Origin of the sequence: Noviherbaspirillum sp. Root189 (assembly GCF_001428545.1) — a bacterium.
In the GTDB taxonomy this organism is placed as follows: domain Bacteria; phylum Pseudomonadota; class Gammaproteobacteria; order Burkholderiales; family Burkholderiaceae_D; genus Noviherbaspirillum.
The window spans coordinates 37265-63895 of sequence record NZ_LMHZ01000005.1 but is presented as its reverse complement, the minus strand read 5'-3'; the positions used below and the strand labels follow the sequence as shown (position 1 = coordinate 63895).

The following is a 26631-nucleotide window of genomic DNA, read 5'->3' as shown; positions in this document are numbered from 1 at the left end:
CGGCAAGACTATACCGCCAAGTGACGCTTGACGTCGTCCCCGTTCATCTCGGCTTGTGTGCCTGCGGCGACGACTTCACCGCGTGACATGACAAGAAACTTGTCCGCCAACTCATGTGCAAAGTCGAAGTATTGCTCGCACAGCAGGATGGCCATATCGCCGCGTTCGCGCAGCAAGCGGATGACGCGGCCGATGTCCTTGATGATGGAGGGCTGGATGCCTTCGGTTGGCTCGTCGAGGATGATGAGTTTGGGATCGGCAAGCAGGGCACGTGCGATCGCTAACTGTTGCTGTTGGCCGCCCGATAAATCGCCGCCACGCCGGTGCAGCATTTCCTTCAGCACCGGAAACAATTCAAAGACTTCGCTGCGAATCTTTGACGCCTGCCTGCCCGGCTTGATTGCCATTCCCATCAGCAGGTTTTCTTCGACCGTCAGGCGCGCAAAAATCTCCCGCCCTTGCGGCACATAAGCGATACCGAGTTTAGCGCGTTCATGCGGCGTCAGTCTGGTGATATCGCGGTTTTCCAGCTTGACCTGTCCGCCCGCCACTGGCAGCACGCCCATCAGGCATTTCAGCAGGGTAGTCTTGCCGACACCGTTGCGGCCGAGCAGCGCAAGGCATTGTCCTTTTTCCAGTTCCAGCGAGACACCGCGCAGCGTATGGGAAGAGCCGTAATACTGATTCAGTTTTTCGACGTTGAGCATGAGAGAGATTCCGTCAGGTTGATGGATGGCGACGTGCGTGCTTCATACGCCGCTATCGGCCCAGATACACTTCGATGACCCTTTCGTCGGCCTGCACCTGCTGCATCGTGCCTTCGGCAAGCACCGAGCCTTCATGCAACACCGTGACCTTGCCGTCGCGCGCGATCTCGTTGACGAAGGCCATGTCATGTTCCACCACCATGATGGAATGCTTGCCGCGCAATTCGTTGAGCAACTCCGCGGTACGCGCGGTCTCGGCATCCGACATGCCGGCGACCGGTTCATCGAGCAGCAAGAGCTTGGGTTCCTGCATGAGCAGCATGCCGATCTCCAGCCACTGCTTCTGGCCATGAGACAGCAGGCCGGCGAGGCGATGCTCCTGGCCGTTGAGACGTATCAGCTTGAGGATCTCTTCGATCTTGCCTTTCTGCTCGGACGTAAGGCGGAAGAACAGCGTCGGCTTGACTCGCTTATCCATCTTCATCGCAAGTTCAAGATTCTCGAACACCGTGTGCTGCTCGAATACGGTCGGACGCTGGAACTTTCGGCCGATACCCGCGTGCGCGATGTGATATTCGGTCATCTTGGTCAGATCCATGGTCTGGCCGAAGTAGGCGGTACCCGATGCCGGCCGCGTCTTGCCGGTAATGACATCCATCATCGTCGTCTTGCCGGCACCGTTGGGCCCGATGATGCAGCGCAGTTCGCCTACCGAGATATCCAGGTTCAGCTTGTTGATCGCCTTGAAGCCATCGAACGAGACGGTGATGTCTTCCAGGTACAGGATCGCACCGTGCGTCGTATCGACGCCTTCCTGCTTGATACGGCCGTACGAGGTGCCGTGTTCAGCATGCCCCGTCTGTACCGGGAACTCGACGTTTTTCGACAGGTCGTTCATGCTGCCTCCCGTGTCTTCTGGAGTTTTCGTGTCAGGCCGAGTATGCCTTGCGGCATGAACAGCGTGACAAGAATAAAGATCAGGCCCAGGGCATACAGCCAGAGGTCCGGGAAGGCGGCGGTGAACCAACTCTTCAATCCGTTGACCGAGAACGCGCCGATGATCGGACCCAGCAGTGAACCACGGCCACCCACCGCGGCCCAGATCACCATCTCGATGGAATTGCCAGGGGACATTTCGGACGGATTGATGATGCCGACCTGCGGCACATACAAGGCGCCTGCGATTCCGCACAATACGGCGGACAGGGTCCACACGAAGAGCTTGAACCACAGCGGGTTATAACCGATGAACATCAGTCGCGATTCGGCATCGCGCACGCCCTGCAATACACGACCCAGCTTGGAGGTGACAATCCAGCGGCACAGCAACAATGCGCCAAGCAACACCGCCAGCGTGATGATGTACAGCGCCGCCTTGGTTGTCGGCTCGGTAATCGAGAAGCCGAGAATCCGCTTGAAGTCGGTGAAGCCATTGTTGCCACCAAAACCCGTATTGTTACGGAAGAACAGCAGCATGAAGGCAAAGGTCATCGCCTGGGTGATGATGGAAAAATACACGCCCTTGATACGCGAACGGAAAGCGAAATAACCGAACACGAAGGCAAGCACGCCCGGAACCAGCACCACCAAGGCCATGCAATACCAGAAGCTGTCGGTAAACGACCAGTACCAGGGATAGGTTTTCCAGTCGAGGAAAACCATAAAGTCCGGCAGGTTGCTCTGGTACACCCCGTCCTTGCCGATGGCACGCATTAGGTACATGCCATGTGCATAACCGCCGAGTGCAAAGAACACGCCATGGCCGAGCGAAAGGATGCCGGTATAGCCCCAGACCAGGTCGAGAGCCAGTGCCGCCATCGCGTAGCACATGAACTTGCCGATCAATGCGACGGTATAACTCGACACATGCAACGCGTGCCCGGAAGGAAAGGAAAGATTCAGGATGGGTAGCAGTGCCAGCAACGCGGCGCACACTACGATACCGGCCCAGGCCGGACGGGAAAAGAGGGAAGAAGTCATTCTGCGCTCCGGCCTTTCATGGCAAACAATCCTTGCGGACGTTTCTGGATGAAAACGATGATGAAGACAAGGATGGCAATCTTCGCCAGCACTGCGCCCGCGACCGGTTCGAGGAACTTGTTGACCTCGCCGAGGCCGATCGCCGCGATTACGGTGCCGGCAAGTTGACCGACGCCGCCCAGCACGACCACCATGAAGGAGTCGACGATATAGCCTTGTCCAAGATCCGGACCGACATTGCCGAGCTGCGACAACGCGACGCCACCAAGGCCGGCGATACCGGAACCGAGGCCGAAGGTCATCATGTCGATCTTGCCGGTGGAAACGCCGACACAATCCGCCATGCGGCGATTCTGCGTCACCGCACGCACGAACAAACCGAGCCGTGTCTTGTTCAAAATTACCCAGACAGCGGCAACGACAAACATCGCAAAGAAAATAATGACGATGCGGTTATACGACAGCACCAGCGAACCCATCACCGTGACGCCGCCTGACATCCACGAGGGATTGGCAACCTCGACGTTCTGCGCACCGAAGATCGAACGCACGAGCTGCATCAGCATCAGGCTGATGCCCCAAGTGCACAACAGCGTTTCCAGCGGACGCCCATACAGCCAGCGGATGACGGTGCGTTCCAGGATGATGCCGACCCCGCCGGCCACAAGAAAAGCGGCAGGCAGTGCCACGAGCAGGTAATAGTCGATTGCACCCGGCATGTAATGGCGGAACAGTGACTGGCATACATACGTGGTGTACGCGCCAATCATCAGCAGTTCGCCGTGTGCCATGTTGATGATGCCCATCAGACCAAACGTAATCGCAAGGCCGAGTGCCGCAAGCAGCAGCACGCTGCCAAGCGAGACGCCATAGAACAGGTTGCCGACAAACTCGGTGCGGGCCAGCCGCGCATTGATTGCGCTGATGGTGCCGACGGCGGCAACACGCACTGATTCATCCGGTTCGATATAGGTGCCGTCCGGATTTTTTTCCAGCATTTTTTCCAGCGCGGGTTTAAGGCTGGCGTTCGAGCTGCCCTTGAGCGCTTCGACCGCGGCCTTGCGCGTTGCGGCATCCGGAGACTGCAGGTTCGCCGTTGCGGCGACCATCTGCAGCACCGATTTGATTTCTGGATCGGTTTCCTTTTCCAGCGCCTTGGTGATCAGCGGCAGCTGACCGGGATCAGCGCCTTTTTGCATCGCCAGTGCGGCGGCCAGCCGTTCCGAATTGTCAGGGGAGAGCAGACGGAAGCCTGACAGCGCGCCTTCCACGGCACCACGCAGGCGGTTATTCACGGTAATGCCGTCGATGCCATCCGGCATCGGTACCGGATTACCGGTTTCGGGATCGTAGGCTTTTTTATCTTCCACGATGAAAACATGTCCATCGGGGTTGGCATACAGGCTGTCATTCTTCAGTGCGTTCAGCAGCTTGAACGCATCGTCATTGGCGAGCGCCGCAATCTTGTTGACGGCTTCGATGCGCGCATCGGGATCGTCACCTGCCAGCGGATTCAGCAGCGCCGGATCAATCGCCGCATGGGCCGTGAGCGCCGTTGCGCACAACCATCCAATAGCGAATAAGTGTTTGATAGATTTCATTTGCGATGTCTTGGCAAGCAACTCACAAAAACGACAGGCGTAAAAAGGCCGGAGTGTGGAACAAGGAGCCACGCTCCGGCCCGTAGTACGGCTTCCCTTACATGCCCTTTAGTTCGTCAAGGACACAGGGATGTAGTCAAGGCAAATTACATCTTTTGCTTGGCCTCATTACCTGCAATGAACGGGCTCCATGGTTGCGCGCGGATCGGGCCCTTTGTCTTCCATACGACGCTGAACTGGCCGTCCGGCTTGATTTCGCCGATCATCACCGGCTTGTGCAGGTGGTGGTTGGTCTTGTCCATGGTCAGTTCAAAGCCGGAAGGTGACTTGAAGGTTTGGCCGCCCATCGCTGCGATCACCTTGTCGGTATCGGTCGACTTGGCCTTCTCGACAGCCTGCTTCCACATATGGATGCCGACGTAAGTGGCTTCCATCGGATCGTTGGTGACAACGGTGCTGGCATTCGGCAGCTTCTTCTCTGCGGCGTAAGCTTTCCATTGCTTGATGAAGGAATCGTTGACCGGGTTCTTCACCGACTGGAAATAATTCCATGCAGCGAGGTGGCCGACCAGCGGCTTGGTGTCGACGCCACGCAATTCTTCTTCACCAACCGAGAACGCAACAACCGGTACGTCGGTTGCCTTCAGGCCTGCATTGCCGAGTTCCTTGTAAAACGGTACGTTGGAATCACCGTTGATCGTGGAGATCACCGCGGTCTTGCCGCCGGAAGAGAACTTCTTGATGTTGGCAACGATGGTCTGGTAGTCCGAATGACCGAACGGTGTGTAGACTTCATCGATATCGGATTCCTTCACGCCCTTGGACTTCAGGAAAGCGCGCAGGATCTTGTTCGTGGTACGTGGGTACACGTAGTCAGTGCCGAGCAGGACGAAGCGCTTGGCGCCGCCGCCGTCTTTCGACATCAGGTATTCCACTGCGGGGATCGCTTGCTGGTTCGGCGCTGCGCCGGTGTAGAACACGTTCTTTTCCAGCTCTTCGCCTTCATACTGGACCGGATAGAACAGCAGGCTGTTGAGCTCCTTGAAGACCGGCAGCACGGACTTGCGCGAAACCGACGTCCAGCAGCCAAACACCACCGCCACCTTGTCCTGTGTCACCAGCTGTCGTGCCTTTTCGGCAAACAGGGGCCAGTTCGATGCCGGGTCGACGACGACCGCCTCGAGCTTCTTGCCCATCACGCCGCCCTTGGCATTGATCTCGTCGATCGTCATCAAGGCCACGTCTTTCAACGACGTTTCGGAAATCGCCATCGTGCCTGACAGCGAATGAAGGATACCGACCTTAATGGTGTCGGCGGCCAGGGCTTGCGGCATCCAGGCGGACGCGGTAAGCATCAAAGCGCCGGCTGCGGTCGCTTTCAAGAGGGTGCGACGAGACATTTTTGCTCCTACTGTAATTAATGGGGTCGATGGTGTGCGATAGCTCGCAAGCAATCTTTAGCAGTTTGCGTGCCAAGCATGACCCGGAGGAGTGCCCCGTGTTGCATGTTGAATATGCGCGATAAGAGTGCGCTGGATGACAGTGCAGCCGCCGGCAGCGCCCTCTTTTCGGGATTGTGCTTACTGTATTGGTGCGTAAACCGTGTGTCGCACGTCTGCCGTGCGGCGAGGTTTGATTTCGCTCATGCGCAAAGCGGTGTCGTGGTGCATGGAAGACCTGCTTGTCTTTTATTTAGATTTCACGACGCTTCAGGCTCGGCAGGGAAGGTCACCACGTGATCAGCGCCTAATCGTATGCCGATCTTCTCCCCGATCGCATGGTCATGATGCGAAGGCACCAACGCCAGCAGCGCCTGTCCGCTTGGGAGTTTGAGGGTGTACAAGAACTCGGCACCGCGGAATGCCTTGCGTACAACCTCTGCCTGCAGCGAACTTGCGTCGTCATGAATGACGTCGTCGGCCCTCAGCAAAACATCGACACGTTCCTGTTCCTTATCACCGGTGCCGCATACATCAATACCCTGCCACAGCGGCAGGCTTCCAAGCTCGATATGCACCTGCTGCCTTGGCAAATCGACAGTGCCTGGAGCGAACACTCCTTGTCCAATGAAGTCGGCGACAAAGCGATCACCGGGTCGATGATAAAGGTTGTAAGCGTTGTCCCATTGGACGATCACACCCTGATGCATCACACCGATTTGGTCGGCAATCGCGAATGCTTCATGCTGGTCATGGGTGACCAGCACGGCAGTCGTCCCGAGTTCCTTGAGGATGTCCCGTACTTCCAGTGCAAGCCGTTCGCGCAGATCGACGTCAAGATTGGAGAAGGGCTCGTCCAGCAGAAGCAGGTCCGGTTGTGGCGCCAGCGCCCGTGCAAGGGCGACGCGCTGCTGCTGGCCTCCCGAGAGCTCATGCGGATATTGGCGTGCGTGGGTAGCCAGGCCGACAATACCCAGCAGGCGGTCGACACGTGTCTTGCGTTCGCTGGCAGACAATTTGCGCAAGCCGAAGGCGATGTTTTCCCAGACCGATAAATGCGGGAAGAGGGCATAGTCTTGAAACACCACGCCGACATGGCGGGTTTCCGGGGCATCTGTTCGGGTTGGATTGCTCAATTCGCGGCCGCCAAGCGAAATACTCCCGTCCAGCACGGACTCAAAGCCGGCGATGGCCCGTAACACCGTGGTCTTCCCACAGCCCGAAGGTCCGAGCAGGCAGCCAATTTCGCCCCTGCCCAAGGAAAAGGACAAGCCATGAACAATTTCCTGGATCGATCTGCCAAGTGGGTAGCCCACGCGGATGGATTGGACCCGTAAATGGACTTCTGGGACCTCGGGGACCTCTGAGACCTCTGGAGAAAAATACGGCGTATTCATAGGCATAGGATTGCTGGTTTGGAATTCGATATTGATTATAATTCTCATTTACCTACCTAGACAGGCGATTGTGGATTTCCAGCGTATTCCGATGGCGCTCCCGCGTGGCGGCCGCCAAAGCCACATAGGCAGAGGCCGTATCCATCCTTTGCTGCTCATATCCCTAGCAGTAGCCATTCTGGTTGGCATTCCGATTATTGGCGTACTGTCCAATCTGCTTGCCACAGGCGATGCGTCCGCAAGTGGTACAGGCACCTTTAGTCACCTGTGGGCAACTGTCCTGCCTGAATATCTTTTCAACAGTCTTGCCATTGCGGCAATTGTCGCGGTGCTGGGCGGCATGGGTGGAGTAGGCTGTGCCTGGCTCGTGGCTGTGTTTGATTTCCCCGGTAAACGGATATTCGAATGGGCCCTGATCCTGCCACTGGCAATGCCCGCGTACGTCGTCGCCTATGCCTATACGGATTTCCTGCAGTTTTCCGGACCGGTACAGTCAGCGTTGCGCGCAACATTCGGCTGGCAGGCGAGGGAATATTGGTTTCCCGAGATCCGTTCCATCGGCGGCGCCGGAATCGTGTTTGCGATGGTGCTGTATCCATATGTTTATCTGCTGGCCCGGACAGCCTTTCTGGAGCGTAGTCCCCGGATGTGGGATGCGGCCCGCACTTTGGGCGCTGGACCATGGGAGGCATTTGTCAAGGTCAGTCTGCCGTTGGCCCGGCCTGCTGCTGTCGCCGGCATTGCGCTGGCCCTGATGGAAACGCTGGCCGATTATGGCGCGGTGGCCTATTTCGGCGTGCCCACCCTGACCACGGGGATTTACAAGTCCTGGTATGCATTCTCTGACCGCGCCGCTGCAGCCCAGATTGCCGCCGTGCTGCTGATGGCCATCACGCTGCTCATGCTACTCGAGCAGACCAGCCGTGGGCGCGCACGTTATTACGCGGTGGGAAGTCGTACCCGGCTACAAATCCCACTGCGCCTCAACGGAATTCATGCGGCGGGCGCAGCGGTATTTTGCGCATTGCCGGTATTCGTCGGTTTTCTGGTGCCGGTTGGGATTCTGCTTCGCCTGGTCGCGCGTGAGGATTCGGTCGAGTTTGGGGAGCGTTTCTATGGCTGGCTATATAACAGCGTTCTGCTCGCCGGCGTGACGGCGCTGATCGCCATTGTGGTTTGCGTGCTTTTGGCTTATGCGGCGCGTGTGACACGCAGTCAGCTGCAGGCGATATCCAACCGCGTTGTCAGCATGGGCTACGCAGTCCCCGGCGCTGTCATTGCAGTCGGTATCCTGATTCCCCTGTCGCGGCTCGATGCCTGGAGTGCTGAACGTGGCCTGGGATTGGTCCTGACCGGTAGCGCGGCGGCGCTTGTGTACGCCTATCTGGTGCGCTTTCTGTCCGTGTCGTACCAGACTGTGCAAGCCGGCCTGACCAAGATTACACCCAGTATGGACGCCAGTGCGCGAGTCCTCGGGCATGGCATTGGCTCCATGCTGCTGAGGGTGCATGCGCCTTTGTTATGGCGTAGCGTTGCGACCGCCGGATTGCTGGTGTTCGTGGATGTGATCAAGGAACTGCCGGCGACACTAACGATACGGCCATTCAATTTCGATACCCTGGCCGTGATTACTTACCAGCTGGCCGCCGATGAGCGTCTTGGCGAAGCGGCGTTGCCGGCACTGACCATCGTATTGATCGCATTCATCCCAGTGGCTGTCCTTGCGCGTTCCATCGCAAAAGCCGATCGCTAAAGACAGCACGTTTCAACCTCGTGCGGATCGTCGTGTGGACAAAAAAATAGCCCCGCGTTGCGGGGCTATTTTACTTACCGGCTAATGCCGATTACTTTTTCGCTGTACGTGCCGCTGCCTTGGCAGCAGTCGCTGCAGGCTGTGCAAACTGCGTCACCGCATTGTTGACGTTCGCTTCAATCGTTTCGACAGCTTGCTTGGTGGACTTGGTGAACTGCTGGTAACCGGCGCTGGCGTTGCCGATCGCGGATTTAAACAGGGCGATCGCATTTTCTGAACCGGCGGGAGCATTCTTGGTGACTTCTTCCAGTAACTCAAGCAGCTTGCGGCTGTTGTCGGCGATCTGGCTTTCTGCAGCCTTGGCGAATTCGGCCTGCACGCCGCTGGTGATTGCGCTCAGCTGACGGCCGAATGCGAGGGCTTTTTCTGTGTTTGGCTGTGCTTGCGCAGTAGCCAGAGACAGCCATTCTTGCGGGTCCTTCACGCTCAACAATTGTTTCGCTGCAGCATTGGATTCTTCCAGGGAAGCTTTTGCGGTGTTCAGGTTGAGTTCGATAAGCTTCTCGACGCCTTCAAAGGTCTTGGCGGTCAGGCTGTTAAACAAGGCAAGCTGTGCTTCGAAGTTAGCTTTGGAAGTCGCGGAAAACTGCTCGGGAATGGCAAACATGACGGTCTCCTAAAGAGAAAATACGGCTCAAATTTGGGAAATGTGACACACAGCCCATCTCTTTTTTGTGCGTCGCAACAAACACATTTTTCATTAAAACTTGGGAGCAGTCAACAACTTTGTTGCGAAGCACAAAAATGACGAGACTGGCAGGTTGATTGACTTCTATTTAGATTTCTCTGAAAAGTGTTCGTTTGTGACTGCGTGATAAACTCGCCAGCTTGTCCCGATTACTCCGCCCTGCTCAGTGAAAGCGTTCTACAGCGATCATTTCGTTCTCCCCCTGCCTGAAGGGCATTGTTTCCCGATGCAGAAATATCGGCTGGTGCGTGAAGGCGTGCAGGTAAACGTCCCCTCGATAGAGTTTCACGAAGCCCCCTTCACCACGGACGGGGTTCTTGCACTTGCTCATCATCCCTCTTATATAGAGCGTGTCTCGAATGGCAGCCTGTCGACTGCGGAGCAAAAGGCAATTGGCTTCCCATGGACACCCCAGATGGTCGAACGCTCCCGGCGTTCCGCAGGCGCTACCATCAGCGCCTGCCGCATGGCGCTAGAATCGGGCGTCGCCGTTAACCTGGCAGGCGGTACACATCACGCTTACGCCGATCACGGCGAAGGCTTTTGCGTATTTAATGACGCAGCCATCGCTGCCCGGCTCATGCAAGCTGAGCGGCGCGCCAGGCGCGTGGCTATCGTCGATCTCGACGTCCATCAGGGAAACGGAACGGCATCCATCCTCGCCAGCGACGACTCCGTCTTTACGCTGTCGCTTCATGGCGAACACAATTATCCATTCAGGAAGGAGTCCAGCGATCTGGATGTCGCTTTGCCGGATGGGACCGGCGATGAGGCTTACCTGACTGCTCTGGAACAGGCGCTCGCCTCGATGAGGCATCGGTTTTCGCCCGACCTCATCATCTACCTGGCCGGTGCCGATCCGCACGAAGATGATCGGCTGGGACGCCTGCAATTGACCATGCAGGGATTGGCGGCACGCGACCGCATGGTACTGGACCATGCGGCTGAAAGGCAGACTCCAGTCGCCATTGCCATGGCCGGCGGTTATGGCAAGAACATCCAAGACACTGTTGCAATCCACGTCCAGACTATCGGTATCGCATCACACTATATATGGCCCACGCAGGTCACCCCCCATTCATGAGTTCTTCAGTATCATCCGAGTCCATTGTGCAGTCTTCGCAAAGTCCCTGGCTGTCGGCCATGCCGTTCGTGTTTGTCCTGATCTGGAGCACGGGCTTTATCGTCGCCAAGTTCGGATTGCCTTATGCGCCACCGCTGACTTTTCTGCTTCTGCGCTTCCTTGGCGTTCTGGCGGTACTGCTGCCGCTCGTGTTCATCATGCGCGCGCCTTGGCCGCATGGACGAATCGGTCATATTGCGCTGGCGGGAATTCTGGTTCAGGCCGGCTATCTTGGGGGCGTCTGGTGCGCCATCAAGCTTGGCATGCCGGCGGGCTTATCAGCCCTGATTGTCGGCATGCAGCCCATCCTTACTGCGTTTGCCGCACCTCTCGTCGGCGAATCGGTACGGGGACGCCAATGGATAGGATTGGGGTTCGGTATTTGCGGCGTTGGCCTGGTAGTCGCCAACAAGATTTCGCTGATCGGCTTATCATGGCAAACCATTGCACTGTGTGTGTTTGCGCTGCTGTCGATCACGATAGGGACGCTTTATCAAAAGCGTTATTGCGCAAGCTTCGACCTGCGAACCGGGACGATCATCCAGTTTGCCGCCTCCATTGTCGTCGTGTTACCGCTGGCGATCATGTTTGAGGGGCTTACTCCTCTGCTCGACACCGTGCAATGGACGCCGCGTTTCGTCGGTGCCTTAGTGTGGTCCATCCTGGCACTGTCGATCGGCGCGATATTCCTGTTGTTTGCCCTGATCCGAAAAAGCGCGGCGACGCAGGTGACCAGTTTGTTGTATCTGACCCCGCCAACCACTGCGGTGATGGCGTGGGCGATGTTCGGGGAGGCGTTCAGCATCGTTGGCATGTTCGGCATGGTGCTGGCCGTCATTGGAGTGGCTTTGGTAGTGAGAAAATAACGTATGCGGGTTGAAGCAAAAAAACGGTCCGACTTCAAGCACTTTCACACAATTACGACGCGTTGGATGGACAACGACGCTTATGGACACGTAAACAATGTGGTGTACTACAGCTGGTTCGACACAGTCGTCAATCAGTTCCTGATCGCCAACGGCGTACTCGACGTGGAACGTAGCCCGGTCATTGGGCTGGTGATTGAAACGCAGTGCAACTACTTTGCGTCGGTTGCTTTTCCTGAACCGATCACGGCAGGCCTTCGAGTAACAAAACTTGGTAATTCAAGTGTGCGTTACGAGGTCGGGATCTTTAAGGAAGAAGAGGATACGGCCTCTGCGCAGGGACATTTCGTGCACGTCTACGTCGACCGGGAGTCACGAAAACCAAGTGCCATTCCCGAGGCAATGCGCGCGCTGTTAAAGACAGTCGAAGTCGCACCCTCCTGAACCTCGACGGCCCCTGCCGGTATTAAAATCCTCTGTTGGCAGGGGGCGGACGGTACACCGTCGCTACGTTTCGTGCGTTGCACGCCGAGAGCACGCTGGGTCGATATAGCATTGATGGCAGCGTCGGAATGCGGTCGTCTCAAGATTGCGATTTCTCAACGACTTGTAAGAATTTTGTTTAATAGCCTGCGCTAAGCTCCTAATTTGCTTGCTGATTTTCACTATTTTGCTAGACTGCAAGATATAATGCCGGCATGTAAAATCAGGGAGAGGTGCAGATGTTCAGGTCCGCGCTGGGTGTCTTTATTTCTTTAGTTGCGTTGAGCGTGGCTGCACCTGCTGCGAGTGCGCAGAGCTCGACTGCCAAAACCGCTAAAACGGCGAAAACCGGCAAAAAGCAGGTGGTGAAAAAAGCGGCTGTCAAAAGTAAGAAAGCAACTGCACTCAAAGCCTCCCACCCGATTGTCAAGACTTCCATACGTGGTGCCGTCGCACACAAGCGTCCTCACAAGTCGGGATATCAACGTGTTTCATTTGCGCCGCCCATTCCGTCCACGCCGCCTGCTCCACCAGTTCTGACAGCCGGCGACATCGCTGGCCTGAATCTGACCCGCGACGCTGTCGGATTGAAATCCAGTGCTGCGGTAGTCATTGACCAAGTGACATCTCAGGTTCTGTTTGAGAAGAATGCCAAGGTTGCCCTGCCGATCGCTTCTCTGACAAAGCTGATGACTGCTGTCGTGGTCGTCGAAGCACGTCAAAACATGGATGAAATTCTTGAAGTTACATCCGATGACGTCGACCGTGAAAAAAACAGCAGTTCCCGCCTGCGTGTTGGAGCGCATATGACGCGTGCCAACATGTTGCATATCGCTCTCATGAGTTCCGAAAATCGCGCAGCGTCGGCGCTCGGTCGCCATTATCCGGGCGGACTGACTGCCTTTGTTGCGGCCATGAATGCCAAGGCAAAGGCACTCGGCATGGCGGATACGCATTTTGTCGATTCGACCGGTCTGTCCAGTCAGAACATCGCGAGCGCGCGTGATCTCTCCAGACTCGTGGTCGCCGCTTATCAGCACCCAATCATCCGCGAGTACTCTACCGATGCGCGCTATGCGGTCGCTACCGGCACTGGCCATCAGCTGCAGTACATGAATTCCAATCGTCTGGTGATGAATCCGGACTGGGAAATCGGCCTGCAAAAGACCGGCTATATTTCGGAAGCCGGTCGTTGTCTGGTCATGCAGACACGCATCGATGGCCGCCCGGTCGTCATGGTGTTTCTTGATTCAAAAGGCAAAGATTCCCGTCTCGCCGATGCTGGACGTATTCGCAAATGGCTCGCCAATATGCGGCCGGAGACGGTCGTTCAGGCCTCTGCAAATCAAAGCTGATCTCGATACTTAACTTGTTTGAAGGCGGGCTGCGCGTGTTGTCCGCGCCACGTGCGCGATGCACGCGCAAGAGGGGTAAGCCGATTTTATGTTACATTGGTTTGTGGTGATGGGCGGAATGTTTCTGTAATGTAATGCCAAAAAGGCGCTGAAGCCCGCTCATACAACTTCGTGCAGAAGTTTTTATTAACCATTACGAACGGCGGCCTCAAGACCTTCGCGCTGCAGTCATCGGCTGTGGACTTGCAGGTTAATCATGGCCGCCTTTCTATTGCAAAAGCCTTCATCACCTGTGTTTACACCCAAGGTCCTACTTGTCAATGACGATGCGGCGAGCCTGCTTGCCCTCGCCAGCCTGCTCACCGACCGTGAAGACTATGAAGTCATCACCGCACGCTCGGGCGAAGAAGCATTGCGTCAAGTATTGACCAATGATTTTGCGGTAATCCTGCTTGATGTCAGCATGCCAAGCATGGATGGTTTTGAAGCGGCCGAGGCAATTCACTCGCACCCTCGCTCCGCTGCGGTGCCAATTATTTTCGTGACCGCGCATTACGCTGATGAAATGAATCGGCTCAAGGGCTACCAGCGCGGTGCCGTTGATTATCTGTTTACGCCGATCATTCCGCAAATCCTGCAGACCAAAGTCGCCGTCTTCGTTGAACTGGCCAAGAAAAATCTACAGCTTCAGCATCAAAAACAAGAACTCGAAAAGCTGAACCTCGACCTCAAGGAACAGCGTAAACAGGATTTGGAGCATATCAACGAGCGGCGCCTTGCCGAAGAGGCATTGCGGCAATCGCAGGAAGAGCTGCGCCAGCTGGCTAGTTATCAGGAACGCATCAAAGAAGATGAGCGCAAGCGTATCGCGCGTGAGATTCACGACGAGCTGGGGCAGAACCTGCTGGCGCTGCGTATCGATATCGCCATGCTGCATGCGCGCACCGGCGCCACCCACCCCAAGCTGAACAAGAAGGTGCATTCGGTCCTTGACCATATCGACAGCACCATGAAAGCCATGCGCGCCATTATCAACAACTTGCGGCCGACTGTGCTTGATCTGGGCTTGAACGCGGCGTTCGAATGGCAGGTCAAGGAATTCCAGCGTCGTACCGGCATTACCTGCGAACTTCTCATGCCTGAAGCCGAATTGGTGATGGATGATGGCAGGGCGACTGCGTTGTTTCGTATTCTGCAGGAATCATTGAACAACGTGTTCCGGCACGCACGGGCATCCAAGGCCACGATTAAGCTCGAACATACGGGATCGCGTCTGCTGATGAGCATCGCAGACAATGGCGTAGGTATCTTCCCTGGATGCCGGCGAAAAGCAAATTCCTTTGGGCTTGTCGGTATCAAGGAACGCGTCAGCACCCTAGGCGGAGACTTTGCGATTAATACCGGGCAGGACATCGGCACCACGCTAACCGTATCGATCCCGCTCGAAAACACTGAGCATGGATCCGGCATATCTTTCGTCGCAGCGGACGGTTCGCCGGCCAATTATGACCGTCGTGCAACCGATGTTCCGCTTACTCAAAAACCGGCTCGCAAACGGACTTCCATCAGTCGGCGCAAGGTGGACGTAGCCTGACGGGACGCTTTCCGGTACGGATCACATAACCGGCGCATCTGCGACGTGTTGGCTAGTTTGATTTTCCTCAAATATCGGTCGTCTTGCCGATTTTTGCCAAGCGCTTTAATTGCCTGTCATCACTGTTTAGCACAAAATACGGGATTCCTTGCTTTTTGGAAATGAGCTCACGCGACATGTTGTCCGCAGTGACATTCTGCGTACGAGGCAATTCAATATGCACAACACTCTTTACCAGATTATGCTTGCGATAATGCCTTGCTGGCTGCTGGCTGTGCCGTTTCGGTAACGGTAGCCATGCTGCTTCATTCGTACTTGACCGAACTAATTAACAGGCTAACAGGCGGCCCGGCATGGGCGCTGCGTCACTCAATTTGAACCTTGCATGAAGCATCGGAGACTGTAAATGGATACCAGGACGAAGTTGACCGACGAGCTGGATGCCAAGCTGCTGCTTGGTGTTTTGACCGCGCTGAAAAAAGGCGATTTCTCGATCCGGATGCCGTCCGATCTGACCGGCCTGGCTGGCAAGATCGCCGATATCCTGAATGACATCATGGAAACCAACGAGCAGCTTACCCGTGAAATCACGGAAGTGAGCCGCGTTGTCGGTCGGGAAGGGCGTCTCACGCAGCGTGCATCGGTGCCAAGTGTCGCCGGCGGATGGGCGACCATCGTCAAATCGGTGAATACCCTGATCGATGACCTGGTACACCCAACTACCGAAATGGCACGTGTCATTGGCGCGGTCGCAAAAGGCGACCTTTCCCAAACCATGGCGCTCGATGTGGACGGCAGGCCGCTCAAGGGGCAATTCTTGCGTGCGGCATCCACGGCAAACACGATGGTGGACCAGTTGTCTTCATTCGCGTCGGAGGTAACGCGCGTGGCGCGTGAAGTGGGTACCGAAGGCAAGCTCGGCGGACAGGCCAACGTGCCGGGCGTTGCAGGTACCTGGAAGGACTTGACCGACTCGGTGAACTCGATGGCCGGTAACCTGACATCGCAGGTGCGTAACATCGCGGACGTGACCACAGCGGTGGCGGACTTGACCGACTCGGTGAACTCGATGGCCGGTAACCTGACATCGCAGGTGCGTAACATCGCGGACGTGACCACAGCGGTGGCCAACGGTGACTTGTCGAAGAAGATTACGGTGGACGTGCGCGGCGAGATCCTGCAGCTCAAGGACACGATCAACACCATGGTGGACCAACTGCGCTCCTTCGCATCGGAAGTGACCCGTGTGGCGCGTGAAGTGGGTACCGAAGGCAAGCTCGGTGGTCAGGCGTATGTGCCGGGCGTCGGCGGTACGTGGAAGGACTTGACCGACAACGTGAACTTCATGGCGTTCAACCTGACGGGCCAGGTGCGTAACATTGCGGAAGTGACGACGGCAGTGGCGAACGGTGACTTGTCGAAGAAGATTACGGTGGACGTGAAGGGCGAGATTCTTGAGCTCAAAGACACGATCAACGTGATGGTGGACCAGTTGTCTTCATTTGCATCGGAAGTAACGCGCGTGGCGCGAGAAGTGGGTACCGAAGGCAAGCTCGGTGGTCAGGCAAGGGTGCCTGGCGTTGCGGGTACCTGGAAAGACTTGACCGACTCGGTGAACTCGATGGCCGGTAACCTGACTGCGCAGGTGCGTAACATCGCAGACGTGACCACAGCGGTGGCCAACGGTGACTTGTCGAAGAAGATTACGGTGGACGTGAAGGGCGAGATTCTTGAACTGAAAAACACCATCAACGTGATGGTAGACCAGTTGAACTCGTTCGCGTCGGAAGTAACCCGTGTGGCGCGAGAAGTGGGTACCGAAGGCAAGCTCGGTGGACAGCAGGTACCTGGAAGGACTTGACCGACTCGGTGAACTCGATGGCCGGTAACCTGACATCGCAGGTGCGTAACATCGCGGACGTGACCACAGCGGTGGCGAACGGTGACTTGTCGAAGAAGATTACGGTGGACGTGCGCGGCGAGATTTTCGAACTGAAGAACACCATCAACGTGATGGTGGACCAGTTGAACTCGTTCGCATCGGAAGTCACCCGTGTGGCGCGTGAAGTGGGTACCGAAGGCAAGCTCGGTGGTCAGGCGCAGGTGAAAGGCGTCGGCGGTACGTGGAAGGACTTGACGGACAACGTGAACTTCATGGCGTCCAACCTGACGGGCCAGGTGCGTAACATTGCGGAAGTGACGACGGCGGTGGCGCGGGGCGACTTGTCGAAGAAGATTACGGTGGACGTGAAGGGCGAGATTCTTGAACTCAAAAACACCATCGGAAGCGGCAAAGGTGATCGAAAACACGCAGCGCGACCTGAGGACTTGACCGACTCGGTGAACTCGATGGCCGGTAACCTGACATCGCAGGTGCGTAACATCGCGGACGTGACCACAGCGGTGGCCAACGGTGACTTGTCGAAGAAGATTACGGTGGACGTGCGCGGCGAGATCTTGCAGCTCAAGGACACGATCAACACCATGGTGGACCAGCTGCGTTCCTTCGCATCGGAGGTCACCCGCGTGGCGCGTGAAGTGGGTACCGAAGGCCGTCTCGGTGGACAGGCGAACGTTCCTGGTGCATCCGGTACGTGGAAGGACTTGACGGACAACGTGAACTTCATGGCGTCCAACCTGACGGGCCAGGTGCGTAACATTGCGGAAGTGACGACGGCGGTGGCGCGGTACGTGGAAGGACTTGACGGACAACGTGAACTTCATGGCGTCCAACCTGACGGGCCAGGTGCGTAACATTGCGGAAGTGACGACGGCGGTGGCGCGGGGCGACTTGTCGAAGAAGATTACGGTGGACGTGAAGGGCGAGATTCTTGAACTCAAAAACACCATCAACGTGATGGTGGACCAGTTGTCTTCATTTGCATCGGAAGTCACTCGTGTGGCGCGAGAAGTGGGTACTGAAGGCAAGCTCGGTGGTCAGGCGCAGGTCGAAGGCGCGGCCGGTACGTGGAAGGATTTGACCGACAACGTGAACTTCATGGCGGCAAACCTCACTGCGCAGGTGCGCGGTATCGCGGGCGTGGTGACGGCAGTGGCGAACGGTGACCTGAAGAAGAAACTGACCGTGGCGGCGCGAGGCGAAATCGCGGCGCTCGCCAATACGATCAACGAAATGACCGATACCCTCGCGGTGTTCGCGGACCAGGCAACCACTGTGGCGCGTGAGGTGGGTGTCGAAGGTAAGCTGGGCGGGCAGGCATCGGTGCCGGGCGCATCCGGTACCTGGAAAGACTTGACGGAAAACGTTAACCAGCTTGCGGCAAACCTGACCACGCAGGTACGTGCGATTGCGGAAGTGGCGACTGCGGTGACGCGAGGCGACTTGTCACGCTCGATCCAGGTGGAAGCCCGAGGCGAGGTAGCGGACCTCAAGGACAACATCAATGAGATGATCCGCAACCTGAAAGAAACGACGCAGAAGAACGCGCAGCAGGATTGGCTGAAAACCAACCTTGCGCGCTTTACCCGGTTGCTGCAGGGCCAGCGCGATCTGACCGCCGTGACCACGCTGATCCTGTCGGAACTGGCGCCGCTGGTATCGGCACACCACGGCGTGTTCTACATGATGGACTCGCAGGAACAGGATGCCCGCCTGCGCATGATCGCCAGCTACGGTTATCGTTCCAGTCGCAAGCTGTCGACGTCCTTCCTGCCGGGCGAAGGCCTGGTTGGACAATGCGCGCTCGAGAAGCAGCGTATCTGGCTGACCAATGTGCCACGTGACTACATCCAGGTGTCGTCCGGCCTCGGCGCTGCGCCACCGACCAACATCGTGGTCTTGCCGATCTTGTTCGAGCAACAGGTCAAGGCCGTGATTGAAATTGCGTCGCTCGATCGCTTTACCGAAACCCACCTCTGGTTCCTTGACCAGTTGATGGAATCGATCGGCGTCGTGTTGAACACCATTGAAGCGAACAGCCGTACCGAGAGCTTGCTGACTCAGTCCCAGTCGCTGGCGCAAGAGCTGCAGCAGACCAACCTTGAGCTGGCGGAAAAAGCACGCTTGCTGTCTGAACAGAACATCGAGGTGGAGCGCAAGAACCGCGAGGTGGAACAGGCGAAACTGGCGCTGGAAGAAAAAGCCACACAGCTGGCCCTGTCGTCCAAGTACAAGTCCGAGTTCCTTGCCAACATGTCGCATGAACTCCGTACCCCGCTCAACAGTTTGCTGATTCTTGCCCAGCAGCTTTCGGACAACCCTGACGGCAACCTCAGCGAACGTCAGGTCGAATTCGCAAAGACCATTTATGGCTCGGGCAGCGACCTGCTGACACTGATCAACGACATTCTGGACCTGTCGAAGATCGAATCGGGTACCGTGACGCTGGAACTCAGCGAGTATCGTTTCCGTACGCTCTCCGGCTATGTCGAGCGGACTTTCCGTCACATGGCCGAAGCAAAACAGTTGAACTTCTCGGTCGATCTGGCCGACGAATTGCCGGTCGCGATGATGACCGACACCACGCGTCTCCAGCAGATCCTGAAGAACCTGTTGTCCAACGCATTCAAATTCACCAGCCATGGCGAAGTGTCATTGCACATTGGGCGCGCGCTGACAGGCTGGACGTCCGATCATCCGAACCTGAATCACGCCGACGCGGTGCTTGCATTCTCCGTCACGGATACAGGTGTCGGTATCGCGTCCGACAAGCTGCAACTTATCTTTGAAGCTTTCCAGCAAGCTGACGGCAGTACCGCGCGTAAATATGGCGGTACCGGCCTTGGTCTGTCGATCAGCCGTGAGCTGGCCCGTTTGCTTGGCGGTGAAATCCGCGTTGAGAGTGTGGTCGGAGTAGGAAGTACGTTTACTCTTTTCCTGCCCTACAACCGCGCCGGGTTCATTAACCAGGAAACGGTGAAGGCGTCAGCACCTGCCATGGCAATAAACGCGGCATCAATGTATACGTCTGCCGAGGTGACCGATGTCGAAGAACTGCATCCCTCGCAGATCAGCGTACAGGCTTCGATGGCCGGGTTTGAGAGCACATCGGATGACCGTGCGCTCGTCGCGCCTGGCGACCCGTCGGTGCTGATCGTCGAGGACGATGCGCGCTTTGCCGGTATCTTGCTCGACTACGCACGCGAAAAGAACTTCAAGGGCATCGTGACGCATCATGGCGATTCGGCGCTGACACTGGCCCGGGATTATCTGCCCGCCGCTATCCTGCTCGACATTGACTTGCCGGACATCGATGGTTTCACTGTGCTGGATCGCCTCAAGCGCGATCCCGGAACCCGTCACATTCCGGTGCATGTGATGACCAACTTGAAGGAGCGTGAGCGCGTCCTTCGGCAGGGAGCAATTTCTTACCTGCACAAGCCGGTGAATCGGGAACGGTTGCAGGAAGAATTTACCCGAATTCAGCAGTTCCTGATTCGCGGCAAGCGCAGCTTGCTCGTGGTTGAAGACGATGTGATGCAGCGTGACGCGATCGTTAATCTGATCGGCACCGGCGACGTGCATATCGTTGCTGTCGGAAGCGGCAAGGAGGCACTGGAAGCCTTGCATGCCAACCAGTTCGATTGCATGGTGCTTGATCTCACTCTGCCGGATATCAACGGCTTCGAATTGCTGGAAAAAATTGGTGACGATGCAAGCCTGCGCAATTTGCCGGTGGTGATTTACACGGCCAAGGAACTGAGCCGCAAGGAAGTCACGAACCTGAAGCGTATCGCGAAAACCATCGTGATCAAGGATGCGCGTTCGCCGGAACGCCTGCTCGACGAAACCGCGTTGTTCCTGCATCGCTCGCCGACCAGTCTGCCGGAAATGCAGCGCCGCATGCTGGCCGATATCCAGGAGTCCGATGGAGGGCTGGTCGGGCGCAAGGTACTGATCGTCGACGATGACCTGCGTAACATCTTTGCGCTGAGTTCTGTCCTCGAGCGTCAACAGATGAAAGTGCTGTTTGCAGAAAACGGCCGCGACGGTATTGAAGTGCTGGAAAAAGACCCGACTATCGAGATCGTCCTGATGGACATCATGATGCCGGAAATGGACGGCTACGACACCATGCGGGCGATACGCGCAATTCCGAAGTTCAAATCGCTGCCCATCATTACCTTGACGGCAAAAGCGATGAAGGGTGACCGCGACAAGTGCCTGGCTGCCGGCGCATCGGATTACATCACCAAGCCGGTGGACGTCGCTCAGTTACTGTCGCTCATGCGCGTGTGGCTCCATCAATAGTCTCAAGTCACGACGGACCAGAGGACTAAAGGACTAAAGGACTACTAAAGGACTACTAAAGGACCAATGCCATGGTACCTACAGGACCCATAGTGGAAGATCAGCCGCACGACGTTGAAGACCTGGAAGTCGATCTCCTGCTGGAGGGCGTCTTCCGGCTTTTCGGCCATGATTTTCGTGGATACCAGCGCGAGCCGGTGAAGCGGCGTTTGCACGCAATGATGAAAGACATCGGCGCAACCACCATCTCCGCATTGCAAGAGCAAGTCTTGCACCAGCCCGCCACTGCTGCAGCCTTGCTGCGCGGTCTCAGCACCCGTCCGGCCGCGTTGTTCGACGATCCGGATTATTATCGGTCGTTGCGTGATGCCATGGTTCCCTTGCTGCGTTCCTGTCCGTCGCCGCGTATCTGGGTCGCTGAATGCGTGGCTGCGGAAGATGTCTGCGGTCTCGCTATTCTGCTTGCAGAAGAAGGTTTGCACGACAGGACCCAGATATTTGCGACGGCGGAAAATCCTTGCCTGCTGGAAGAGGCTAGCGATGGCAGTTTTTCCCTTGATCGACTGTCCGCCTATGCAAAGAACTATGAAGAGAGCGGCGGAAAACGCAGCTTGAGCGACTATTGCGATGAACGGCACGGAAGGGCGGTATTCAGCGCGCAATTGCGCAGTAACATCACCTGGGCGCAATACAGCCTCGCAACCGATGCGTCGTTCAATGAATTCCAGCTGATTGTCTGTCGTCGAGCAATGCCCGACTTCGGCGCTTATTTGCAGCGGCGCACACTGCAACTGTTTTATGAAAGCATGCCGTTATTTGGCATCCTGAGTGTGGATCGAAGCGACGGATTGATGGCGGCGCCTTTCGTATCGCGATACAAGCCGCTTTCCGCTGAGAGCGGCTTGTACCGTCGGGTCGCCTGAGGTGTTGGTTGCGCGTGGTGCGGCACAGACTCGCGTGCTCGGGCGGCGCTTCTTCAGGCAGCCGCGCCCTGCGGTACGTGACCCAGCACGGACGAGATTTCGTTTGCGGTGGTGATCAGGTCTTCTACCCATTCTTCCTGCAGGCGGTCCGCCGGTGCAGAAATCGACAGGCCCGCGATCAGCTTCCCTGAATCGTCATGGATTCCGGCTGCCATGCAGCGTACGCCGAGTTCCAGTTCCTCGTTGTCCCTTGCATAGCCGCGTGCTCTGACCAGGCTCAGTTCCCTTTCCAGTTTCACCAGATCGGTAATTGAATTTTTGTTATGGCCGGCAAGACCGGTGCGGGTCGCATAGGCACGCACCTGTTTCGGGTCATCGGCGGACAGGAACAGCTTGCCGGTCGATGTCAGATGCAATGGTGCGCGCCCACCGATCGCACGTACCACCTGCATGCCCGAACGCTCCGAAAAGGAACGGTCGATATAGACGATCTCGTCGCCCTGCCGGACCGACAGGTTGATGGTCTGGTGTGTCTTGCGGTGCAACGCTCGCATGTACTCGAGCGCGGCTTCGCGTACATCCAGTCTGCTTTTGACGATATTGCCCAACTCCAGGAGGCGCATACCGAGCCGATAGGAACCCGCTTCCGCACGGTCCACGAAACGCTTGACGACAAGGTCGTTCAAAATGCGGTGGGCGGTTGACGGATGCAGGCCAGTTACGGTCGACAGCTCTTTCAGGCTGACAGGATCCGGATATTGCGCGAGTGCATCCAGCAGCGAAACCATGCGCTCAATCACCTGAATCGAAATCTGACTATTTTCGTTAGTTGGTTCAGTTTTCATAATGTGGTTGGTGCGTTGCAATAACAAGGTTATACCACAATGTGAAAAAATGAAAAAGTCGTATTCGTTCTGTTTGGAGTGTTTTTGCCTTGCCGCGTTTTTCTCGTATAAAACATCTTTGCCGCTTCATGGGAGGCCTGAAGAATCCGCATCGGTCAACCATATTGTCAAATGGGTGTACGCTTCGGGATTCCTGAATATCATTCACCCAATGAACGAAGTATGTTTGTTGGCAATGATTCAACATCCAATAGCTGCCACATGAACGACAGTCAGTCACAGATTAGCGAATTTAAAAGCAAGAGCGGTTTGAAAAGAATCCTTTGCGCATTTCATTATTCCGTCGCTGGCTTGAGAACCGCTTGGAGAAGTGAGCACGCCTTCAGACAGGAGCTGATGGTGGTCGTACCTGGCTGCATCATCGCATTTCTGGCGCCTGTGCCGGGGTTGCAGAGAGTTGCGCTGATCGCGGTTCTGTTTTTGGTACTGATTGTGGAATTGATCAATTCTGCAATCGAAGCAGTGGTTGATCGTGTCTCCTTTGAACGTCACCCTTTGTCTAAAAACGCGAAGGACTTTGGTAGTGCCGCTGTATTTCTTGCATTGACCTTAGCAGTGATTACCTGGGGAATTATTCTTCTCCCAGTCATTCTAGGAAGGCCAGCGCATTGAGCTGCGAAAGCTTTTGTCCGGCAGGGCAAGTTCACAAATGATGATTAATAATCAACAGTAAAAATACGCGTTCAGGAACGACCGCCTCCTTTATTCCTCATCCATATAAGCAAAGCAACTTAAAGTCGTTGTAGTGGAAAGTCATTGTCATTAAAGTCTCATATAGAAAAAAGTAATAAGAAACCGCATCGTAGTACGTAAATCAAATGTATTTACGTCCAGGAGAAACTGTTTCCATGAAGTTAAACTTTAACAATATCCAGAAACACTACAGTGACCTGCACGTCATTGAGGATTTCAGCCGAGAATTTGAAGAAGGCCAGCTTGTTGCCTTGGTGGGACCTTCCGGTTGCGGCAAGTCGACCTTGTTGCATATTGCCGCCGGCCTTGAGAAACCAACCGCCGGTACAGTGCTTGCCAACGATCGACCAATCGAGGGACCACATCCGGAACGCACCTTGATGTTCCAGGAAAATGCCTTGTACCCCTGGCTGACCTTGGCGCAGAACGTTGCGCTGGCACTCGAGTTCCAGAAGGTAGGCAAGAAGCAGGCGCATGATAAAGCGTGCGAGTGGCTTGAAAAGGTCAGCCTGAAAGGCTTCGAGAATTATTTCCCGCATCAGGTTTCGGGCGGGATGCGCCAGCGGGCCGCACTGGCGCGCGCGTTCGTCTCCAATCCGAAAGTGCTGCTGCTGGACGAACCATTCGGCGCGCTGGACGCACTGACGCGAATGACATTGCAGGACGCGCTGCGCGACCTGATTCGCGAAGTGCGGCCGACCGTCCTGCTGGTGACGCACGATGTGGATGAAGCATTGTTCCTGGCCGACCGGATTCTGGTGTTCAGTCACCGTCCCGCAACGGTACTGAGGGAATTCAACCTGACACAGCATGAGAAGACGCATGACTTGTCTGAGTTCGCGTCGATGCGTAGACAAATTCTGGGACTGCTCGGCATTCATGCGGAACAGGACGAAGTGGCAAAATTACTCGAAGGAGCAGAAGTATGAAATTCACGAAACTCGCAATTCCTGCATTGCTGGCGCTGGCATTCGCAGGGCAGACCTTGGCAGCCGATAAATTCAAGGTGGGTTACTTGCGCGTCATGGATGATGCACAGGCCATCGTCGCGCACGAAGCCGGCTATTACAAAAAGCAGGGCCTCGATGTCGAACTGGTCGAATTCAAATCCGGTACCGATCTCATCAAGGCCATCGTCGGCGGTCAGCTCGATTCGGGTGTGCTTGGATTCACCAACGCCGTGGCCTGGGCTTCCAAGGGTGCGGATCTCAAAGTCGTGGGTGGCGCCCAGCATGGCTACCATGCCATCATCGCGCGCGACGACACGGGTATCAACAAGGTGTCCGACCTCAAGGGCAAGACACTTGCATCGCAAGCGGAAGGCAGTACTGCCGACACCGTGCTGAAAGGTGTGGTCCTGAAGGATGCCGGCCTGAAGCCGGATGATGTCAACGTGATGGGTGTGAGTCCGCAGGTCGCCGTGCAATCGCTAGTCGGCAAGCGTGTCGATGCGGCTTTCCTGTTTGAGCCCCAGGCGAGCATTGCGCAGCTGATCGCACCGGTGAAGCAAGTATATGAAATCGGCGAAGTGTGGCCTTTCCCCTGCATGGTCGTCATCACCTCAGGCGAAACGCTGAAGAAGCGCAAGGATGACGTCTGGAAGTCGCTCGATGCGCAGAAGGAAGCCATCGATCTGCTGCAAAAGAAGCCTGCCGACGCATCCAAGCTGATCGCCGGCTATTTCATCTCGGAACCGACCCTGAAGACGCTGAAGAAGGGAGACATCCCGCGCGAAACAGTGATTACCGACGCGATCAAGAGCCAGACGTTCAGCCCGGTTCTCAATCAAAAGGAGCAGGCGCGCATGCAGGAAATCGCCAACATCCTCCAGGAGCAGGGTTCGCTGAAAACACGGGATGGCAAGCCGTTTAATGTAAACTCCATCCTCGATCTGAGCTGGCAGAAGGACCGCAAGCTGTAAGGTCACCAAGCCGCAAGGAAGGTAAACTGTTGTGTCCGGTGTGCGGTATGCATGCCGCCGGACAAACCATGCGGGCTTCGACAACCGCCAATAACATTATCGATGGCCGGCATACGCCGGCCATCTGACTTGATAGACTATGAGTACTCGCAATCGCATTCCCGGACACCAGAAGAAACTCGCTTTCGCTCTCGCGGTCGTCTTGATTCTTTTGGGTTGGCAGGCCGCTGCATGGGTCCTGCCTGACTTTCTGATGCCAGGTGTGCCTACAGTCATCGCCCGCCTGGTGCAAGAACTGCAGTCGGCGAACTTTCTGGAAGCGCTGCAAGGCAGTCTCGGCCGGCTTGGTGCAGGCTATGGCGTGGCCCTCGTGCTTGGCGTGGGTTTCGGCTTGTTCGGTGCAGTGCAGTTTTTCTTCCGTGAAGTGCTGAAATCCGCGATTATCATCCTGCAATCCATTCCATCGATCGCCTGGGTACCTTTGCTGCTGATCGTCATGGGGTTCGGCAGCATGCCGATCATTGTGGTGGTGGCTATTGCCGCGTTTTTCCCTGCGGCCTTGTCAGTGATGAACGCAACAGAAAGTGTGCAGCACGTTCATGTATCGGCGGCACGCGTCATGGGCGCATCGCGCTGGGACATGCTCAAGCGCGTGTACCTTCCTGCTGTCATGCCGGAACTGATTACCGGCGCCCAACTGGCGTTTGGCAATGCATGGCGCGCACTGATTTCAGCGGAAATGCTGGTCGGCTTTGGCAAGGGTCTCGGGCGTTCCCTGTCCTATGCCGGGGAAACCGCGGACATGGTTGGTGTCATGACCAACATTCTGGCCATTGCCATTCTGGCGCCGCTGATCGATCAACTGCTGCTTGAAAACCTCAGGCATCGGGTACTGCGCTACCAATATGTTTAATCGTTCCGTTTAATAAAAT

Annotated in this window: 22 protein-coding genes; 14 read left to right on the top strand and 8 right to left on the bottom strand. The window is 56.3% G+C overall.

Annotated features, from left to right (window positions below; all coding sequences use genetic code 11):
• Positions 1–8 precede the first annotated feature (8 nt).
• From urtE to ASE07_RS03860, 6 genes are all read right to left on the bottom strand, one after another.
• A complete protein-coding gene (gene urtE, locus ASE07_RS03885) occupies positions 9–707 on the bottom strand; it encodes an urea ABC transporter ATP-binding subunit UrtE (protein ID WP_057289498.1) in 699 nt (232 codons plus the stop codon).
• 52 nt (positions 708–759) lie between these two features.
• Positions 760–1605, bottom strand: coding sequence for an urea ABC transporter ATP-binding protein UrtD (gene urtD, locus ASE07_RS03880; RefSeq protein ID WP_057289497.1), 846 nt, complete (start codon positions 1603–1605; stop codon positions 760–762).
• On the bottom strand, positions 1602–2687 hold the full coding sequence (gene urtC, locus ASE07_RS03875) for an urea ABC transporter permease subunit UrtC (RefSeq protein ID WP_057289496.1): 1086 nt from the start codon (positions 2685–2687) through the stop codon (positions 1602–1604). The genes urtD and urtC overlap by 4 nt, the downstream gene beginning before the upstream one ends.
• On the bottom strand, positions 2684–4288 hold the full coding sequence (urtB, locus tag ASE07_RS03870; protein WP_057289495.1) for an urea ABC transporter permease subunit UrtB: 1605 nt from the start codon (positions 4286–4288) through the stop codon (positions 2684–2686). Before urtB ends, urtC begins: the two co-directional genes overlap by 4 nt.
• A gap of 146 nt (positions 4289–4434) precedes the next feature.
• Positions 4435–5688: an urea ABC transporter substrate-binding protein gene (urtA, locus tag ASE07_RS03865; protein WP_057289494.1), complete on the bottom strand. Its 1254-nt coding sequence runs from the start codon at positions 5686–5688 to the stop codon at positions 4435–4437.
• Positions 5689–5987: 299 nt separating this feature from the next.
• Entirely contained in the window at positions 5988–7124 is a 1137-nt protein-coding gene (locus ASE07_RS03860) for an ABC transporter ATP-binding protein (RefSeq protein WP_057289596.1), read from the bottom strand.
• Positions 7125–7215: 91 nt separating this feature from the next.
• Between ASE07_RS03860 and ASE07_RS03855 the strand changes: the two genes are divergently transcribed.
• The gene (locus ASE07_RS03855; protein ID WP_057289493.1) at positions 7216–8877 is read left to right on the top strand and encodes an ABC transporter permease; all 1662 of its coding nucleotides are present in this window, start codon (positions 7216–7218) and stop codon (positions 8875–8877) included.
• Between the two features lie 91 nt (positions 8878–8968).
• On the opposite strand, the gene phaP is transcribed toward ASE07_RS03855, so the two are convergent.
• On the bottom strand, positions 8969–9544 hold the full coding sequence (gene phaP / locus ASE07_RS03850) for a TIGR01841 family phasin (protein WP_057289492.1): 576 nt from the start codon (positions 9542–9544) through the stop codon (positions 8969–8971).
• Positions 9545–9791: 247 nt separating this feature from the next.
• Here phaP and ASE07_RS03845 point away from each other — a divergent pair, with 247 nt between their 5' ends.
• From ASE07_RS03845 to ASE07_RS03815, 9 genes are all read left to right on the top strand, one after another.
• The gene (locus tag ASE07_RS03845; RefSeq protein WP_057289491.1) at positions 9792–10709 is read left to right on the top strand and encodes a histone deacetylase family protein; all 918 of its coding nucleotides are present in this window, start codon (positions 9792–9794) and stop codon (positions 10707–10709) included.
• 59 nt (positions 10710–10768) lie between these two features.
• A complete protein-coding gene (locus ASE07_RS03840; protein ID WP_442946051.1) occupies positions 10769–11614 on the top strand; it encodes a DMT family transporter in 846 nt (281 codons plus the stop codon).
• 3 nt (positions 11615–11617) lie between these two features.
• Positions 11618–12058 (top strand): acyl-CoA thioesterase, encoded by a 441-nt coding sequence (locus ASE07_RS03835; RefSeq protein WP_057289489.1) that lies wholly within the window; start codon positions 11618–11620, stop codon positions 12056–12058.
• Positions 12059–12336: 278 nt separating this feature from the next.
• Complete coding sequence (gene pbpG / locus ASE07_RS03830) at positions 12337–13452, top strand: D-alanyl-D-alanine endopeptidase (RefSeq protein WP_057289488.1); 1116 nt, start codon at positions 12337–12339, stop codon at positions 13450–13452.
• Positions 13453–13708: 256 nt separating this feature from the next.
• Positions 13709–15046, top strand: a complete 1338-nt coding sequence (locus ASE07_RS03825) for an ATP-binding response regulator (protein WP_057289487.1) — start codon at positions 13709–13711, stop codon at positions 15044–15046.
• A gap of 406 nt (positions 15047–15452) precedes the next feature.
• Positions 15453–16907, top strand: a complete 1455-nt coding sequence (locus ASE07_RS30615) for a HAMP domain-containing protein (protein WP_442946047.1) — start codon at positions 15453–15455, stop codon at positions 16905–16907.
• On the top strand, positions 16904–17800 hold the full coding sequence (locus ASE07_RS30610) for a HAMP domain-containing protein (protein ID WP_442946046.1): 897 nt from the start codon (positions 16904–16906) through the stop codon (positions 17798–17800). The genes ASE07_RS30615 and ASE07_RS30610 overlap by 4 nt, the downstream gene beginning before the upstream one ends.
• Positions 17748–21257 carry a response regulator gene (locus ASE07_RS30605; RefSeq protein ID WP_442946045.1) on the top strand — a complete coding sequence of 1170 codons (3510 nt, stop codon included), beginning with the start codon at positions 17748–17750 and terminating at the stop codon, positions 21255–21257. Before ASE07_RS30610 ends, ASE07_RS30605 begins: the two co-directional genes overlap by 53 nt.
• Positions 21258–21328: 71 nt before the next feature.
• Positions 21329–22180 carry a CheR family methyltransferase gene (locus ASE07_RS03815; protein WP_082583941.1) on the top strand — a complete coding sequence of 284 codons (852 nt, stop codon included), beginning with the start codon at positions 21329–21331 and terminating at the stop codon, positions 22178–22180.
• Positions 22181–22233: 53 nt separating this feature from the next.
• Here ASE07_RS03815 and ASE07_RS03810 read toward each other — a convergent pair whose 3' ends face one another.
• A complete protein-coding gene (locus tag ASE07_RS03810) occupies positions 22234–23025 on the bottom strand; it encodes an IclR family transcriptional regulator (protein ID WP_057289485.1) in 792 nt (263 codons plus the stop codon).
• A gap of 261 nt (positions 23026–23286) precedes the next feature.
• On the opposite strand from ASE07_RS03810, the gene ASE07_RS03805 reads away from it, so the two are divergent.
• The 4 genes from ASE07_RS03805 to ASE07_RS03790 all read left to right on the top strand — a co-directional run bounded on the left by ASE07_RS03805 (position 23287) and on the right by ASE07_RS03790 (position 26612).
• A complete protein-coding gene (locus ASE07_RS03805; protein ID WP_057289595.1) occupies positions 23287–23697 on the top strand; it encodes a diacylglycerol kinase in 411 nt (136 codons plus the stop codon).
• A gap of 236 nt (positions 23698–23933) precedes the next feature.
• Positions 23934–24707 (top strand): ABC transporter ATP-binding protein, encoded by a 774-nt coding sequence (locus tag ASE07_RS03800; protein ID WP_057289484.1) that lies wholly within the window; start codon positions 23934–23936, stop codon positions 24705–24707.
• Entirely contained in the window at positions 24704–25699 is a 996-nt protein-coding gene (locus tag ASE07_RS03795; protein ID WP_057289483.1) for an ABC transporter substrate-binding protein, read from the top strand. The genes ASE07_RS03800 and ASE07_RS03795 overlap by 4 nt, the downstream gene beginning before the upstream one ends.
• A gap of 139 nt (positions 25700–25838) precedes the next feature.
• Positions 25839–26612 carry an ABC transporter permease gene (locus ASE07_RS03790; protein WP_057289482.1) on the top strand — a complete coding sequence of 258 codons (774 nt, stop codon included), beginning with the start codon at positions 25839–25841 and terminating at the stop codon, positions 26610–26612.
• Positions 26613–26631 lie beyond the last annotated feature (19 nt).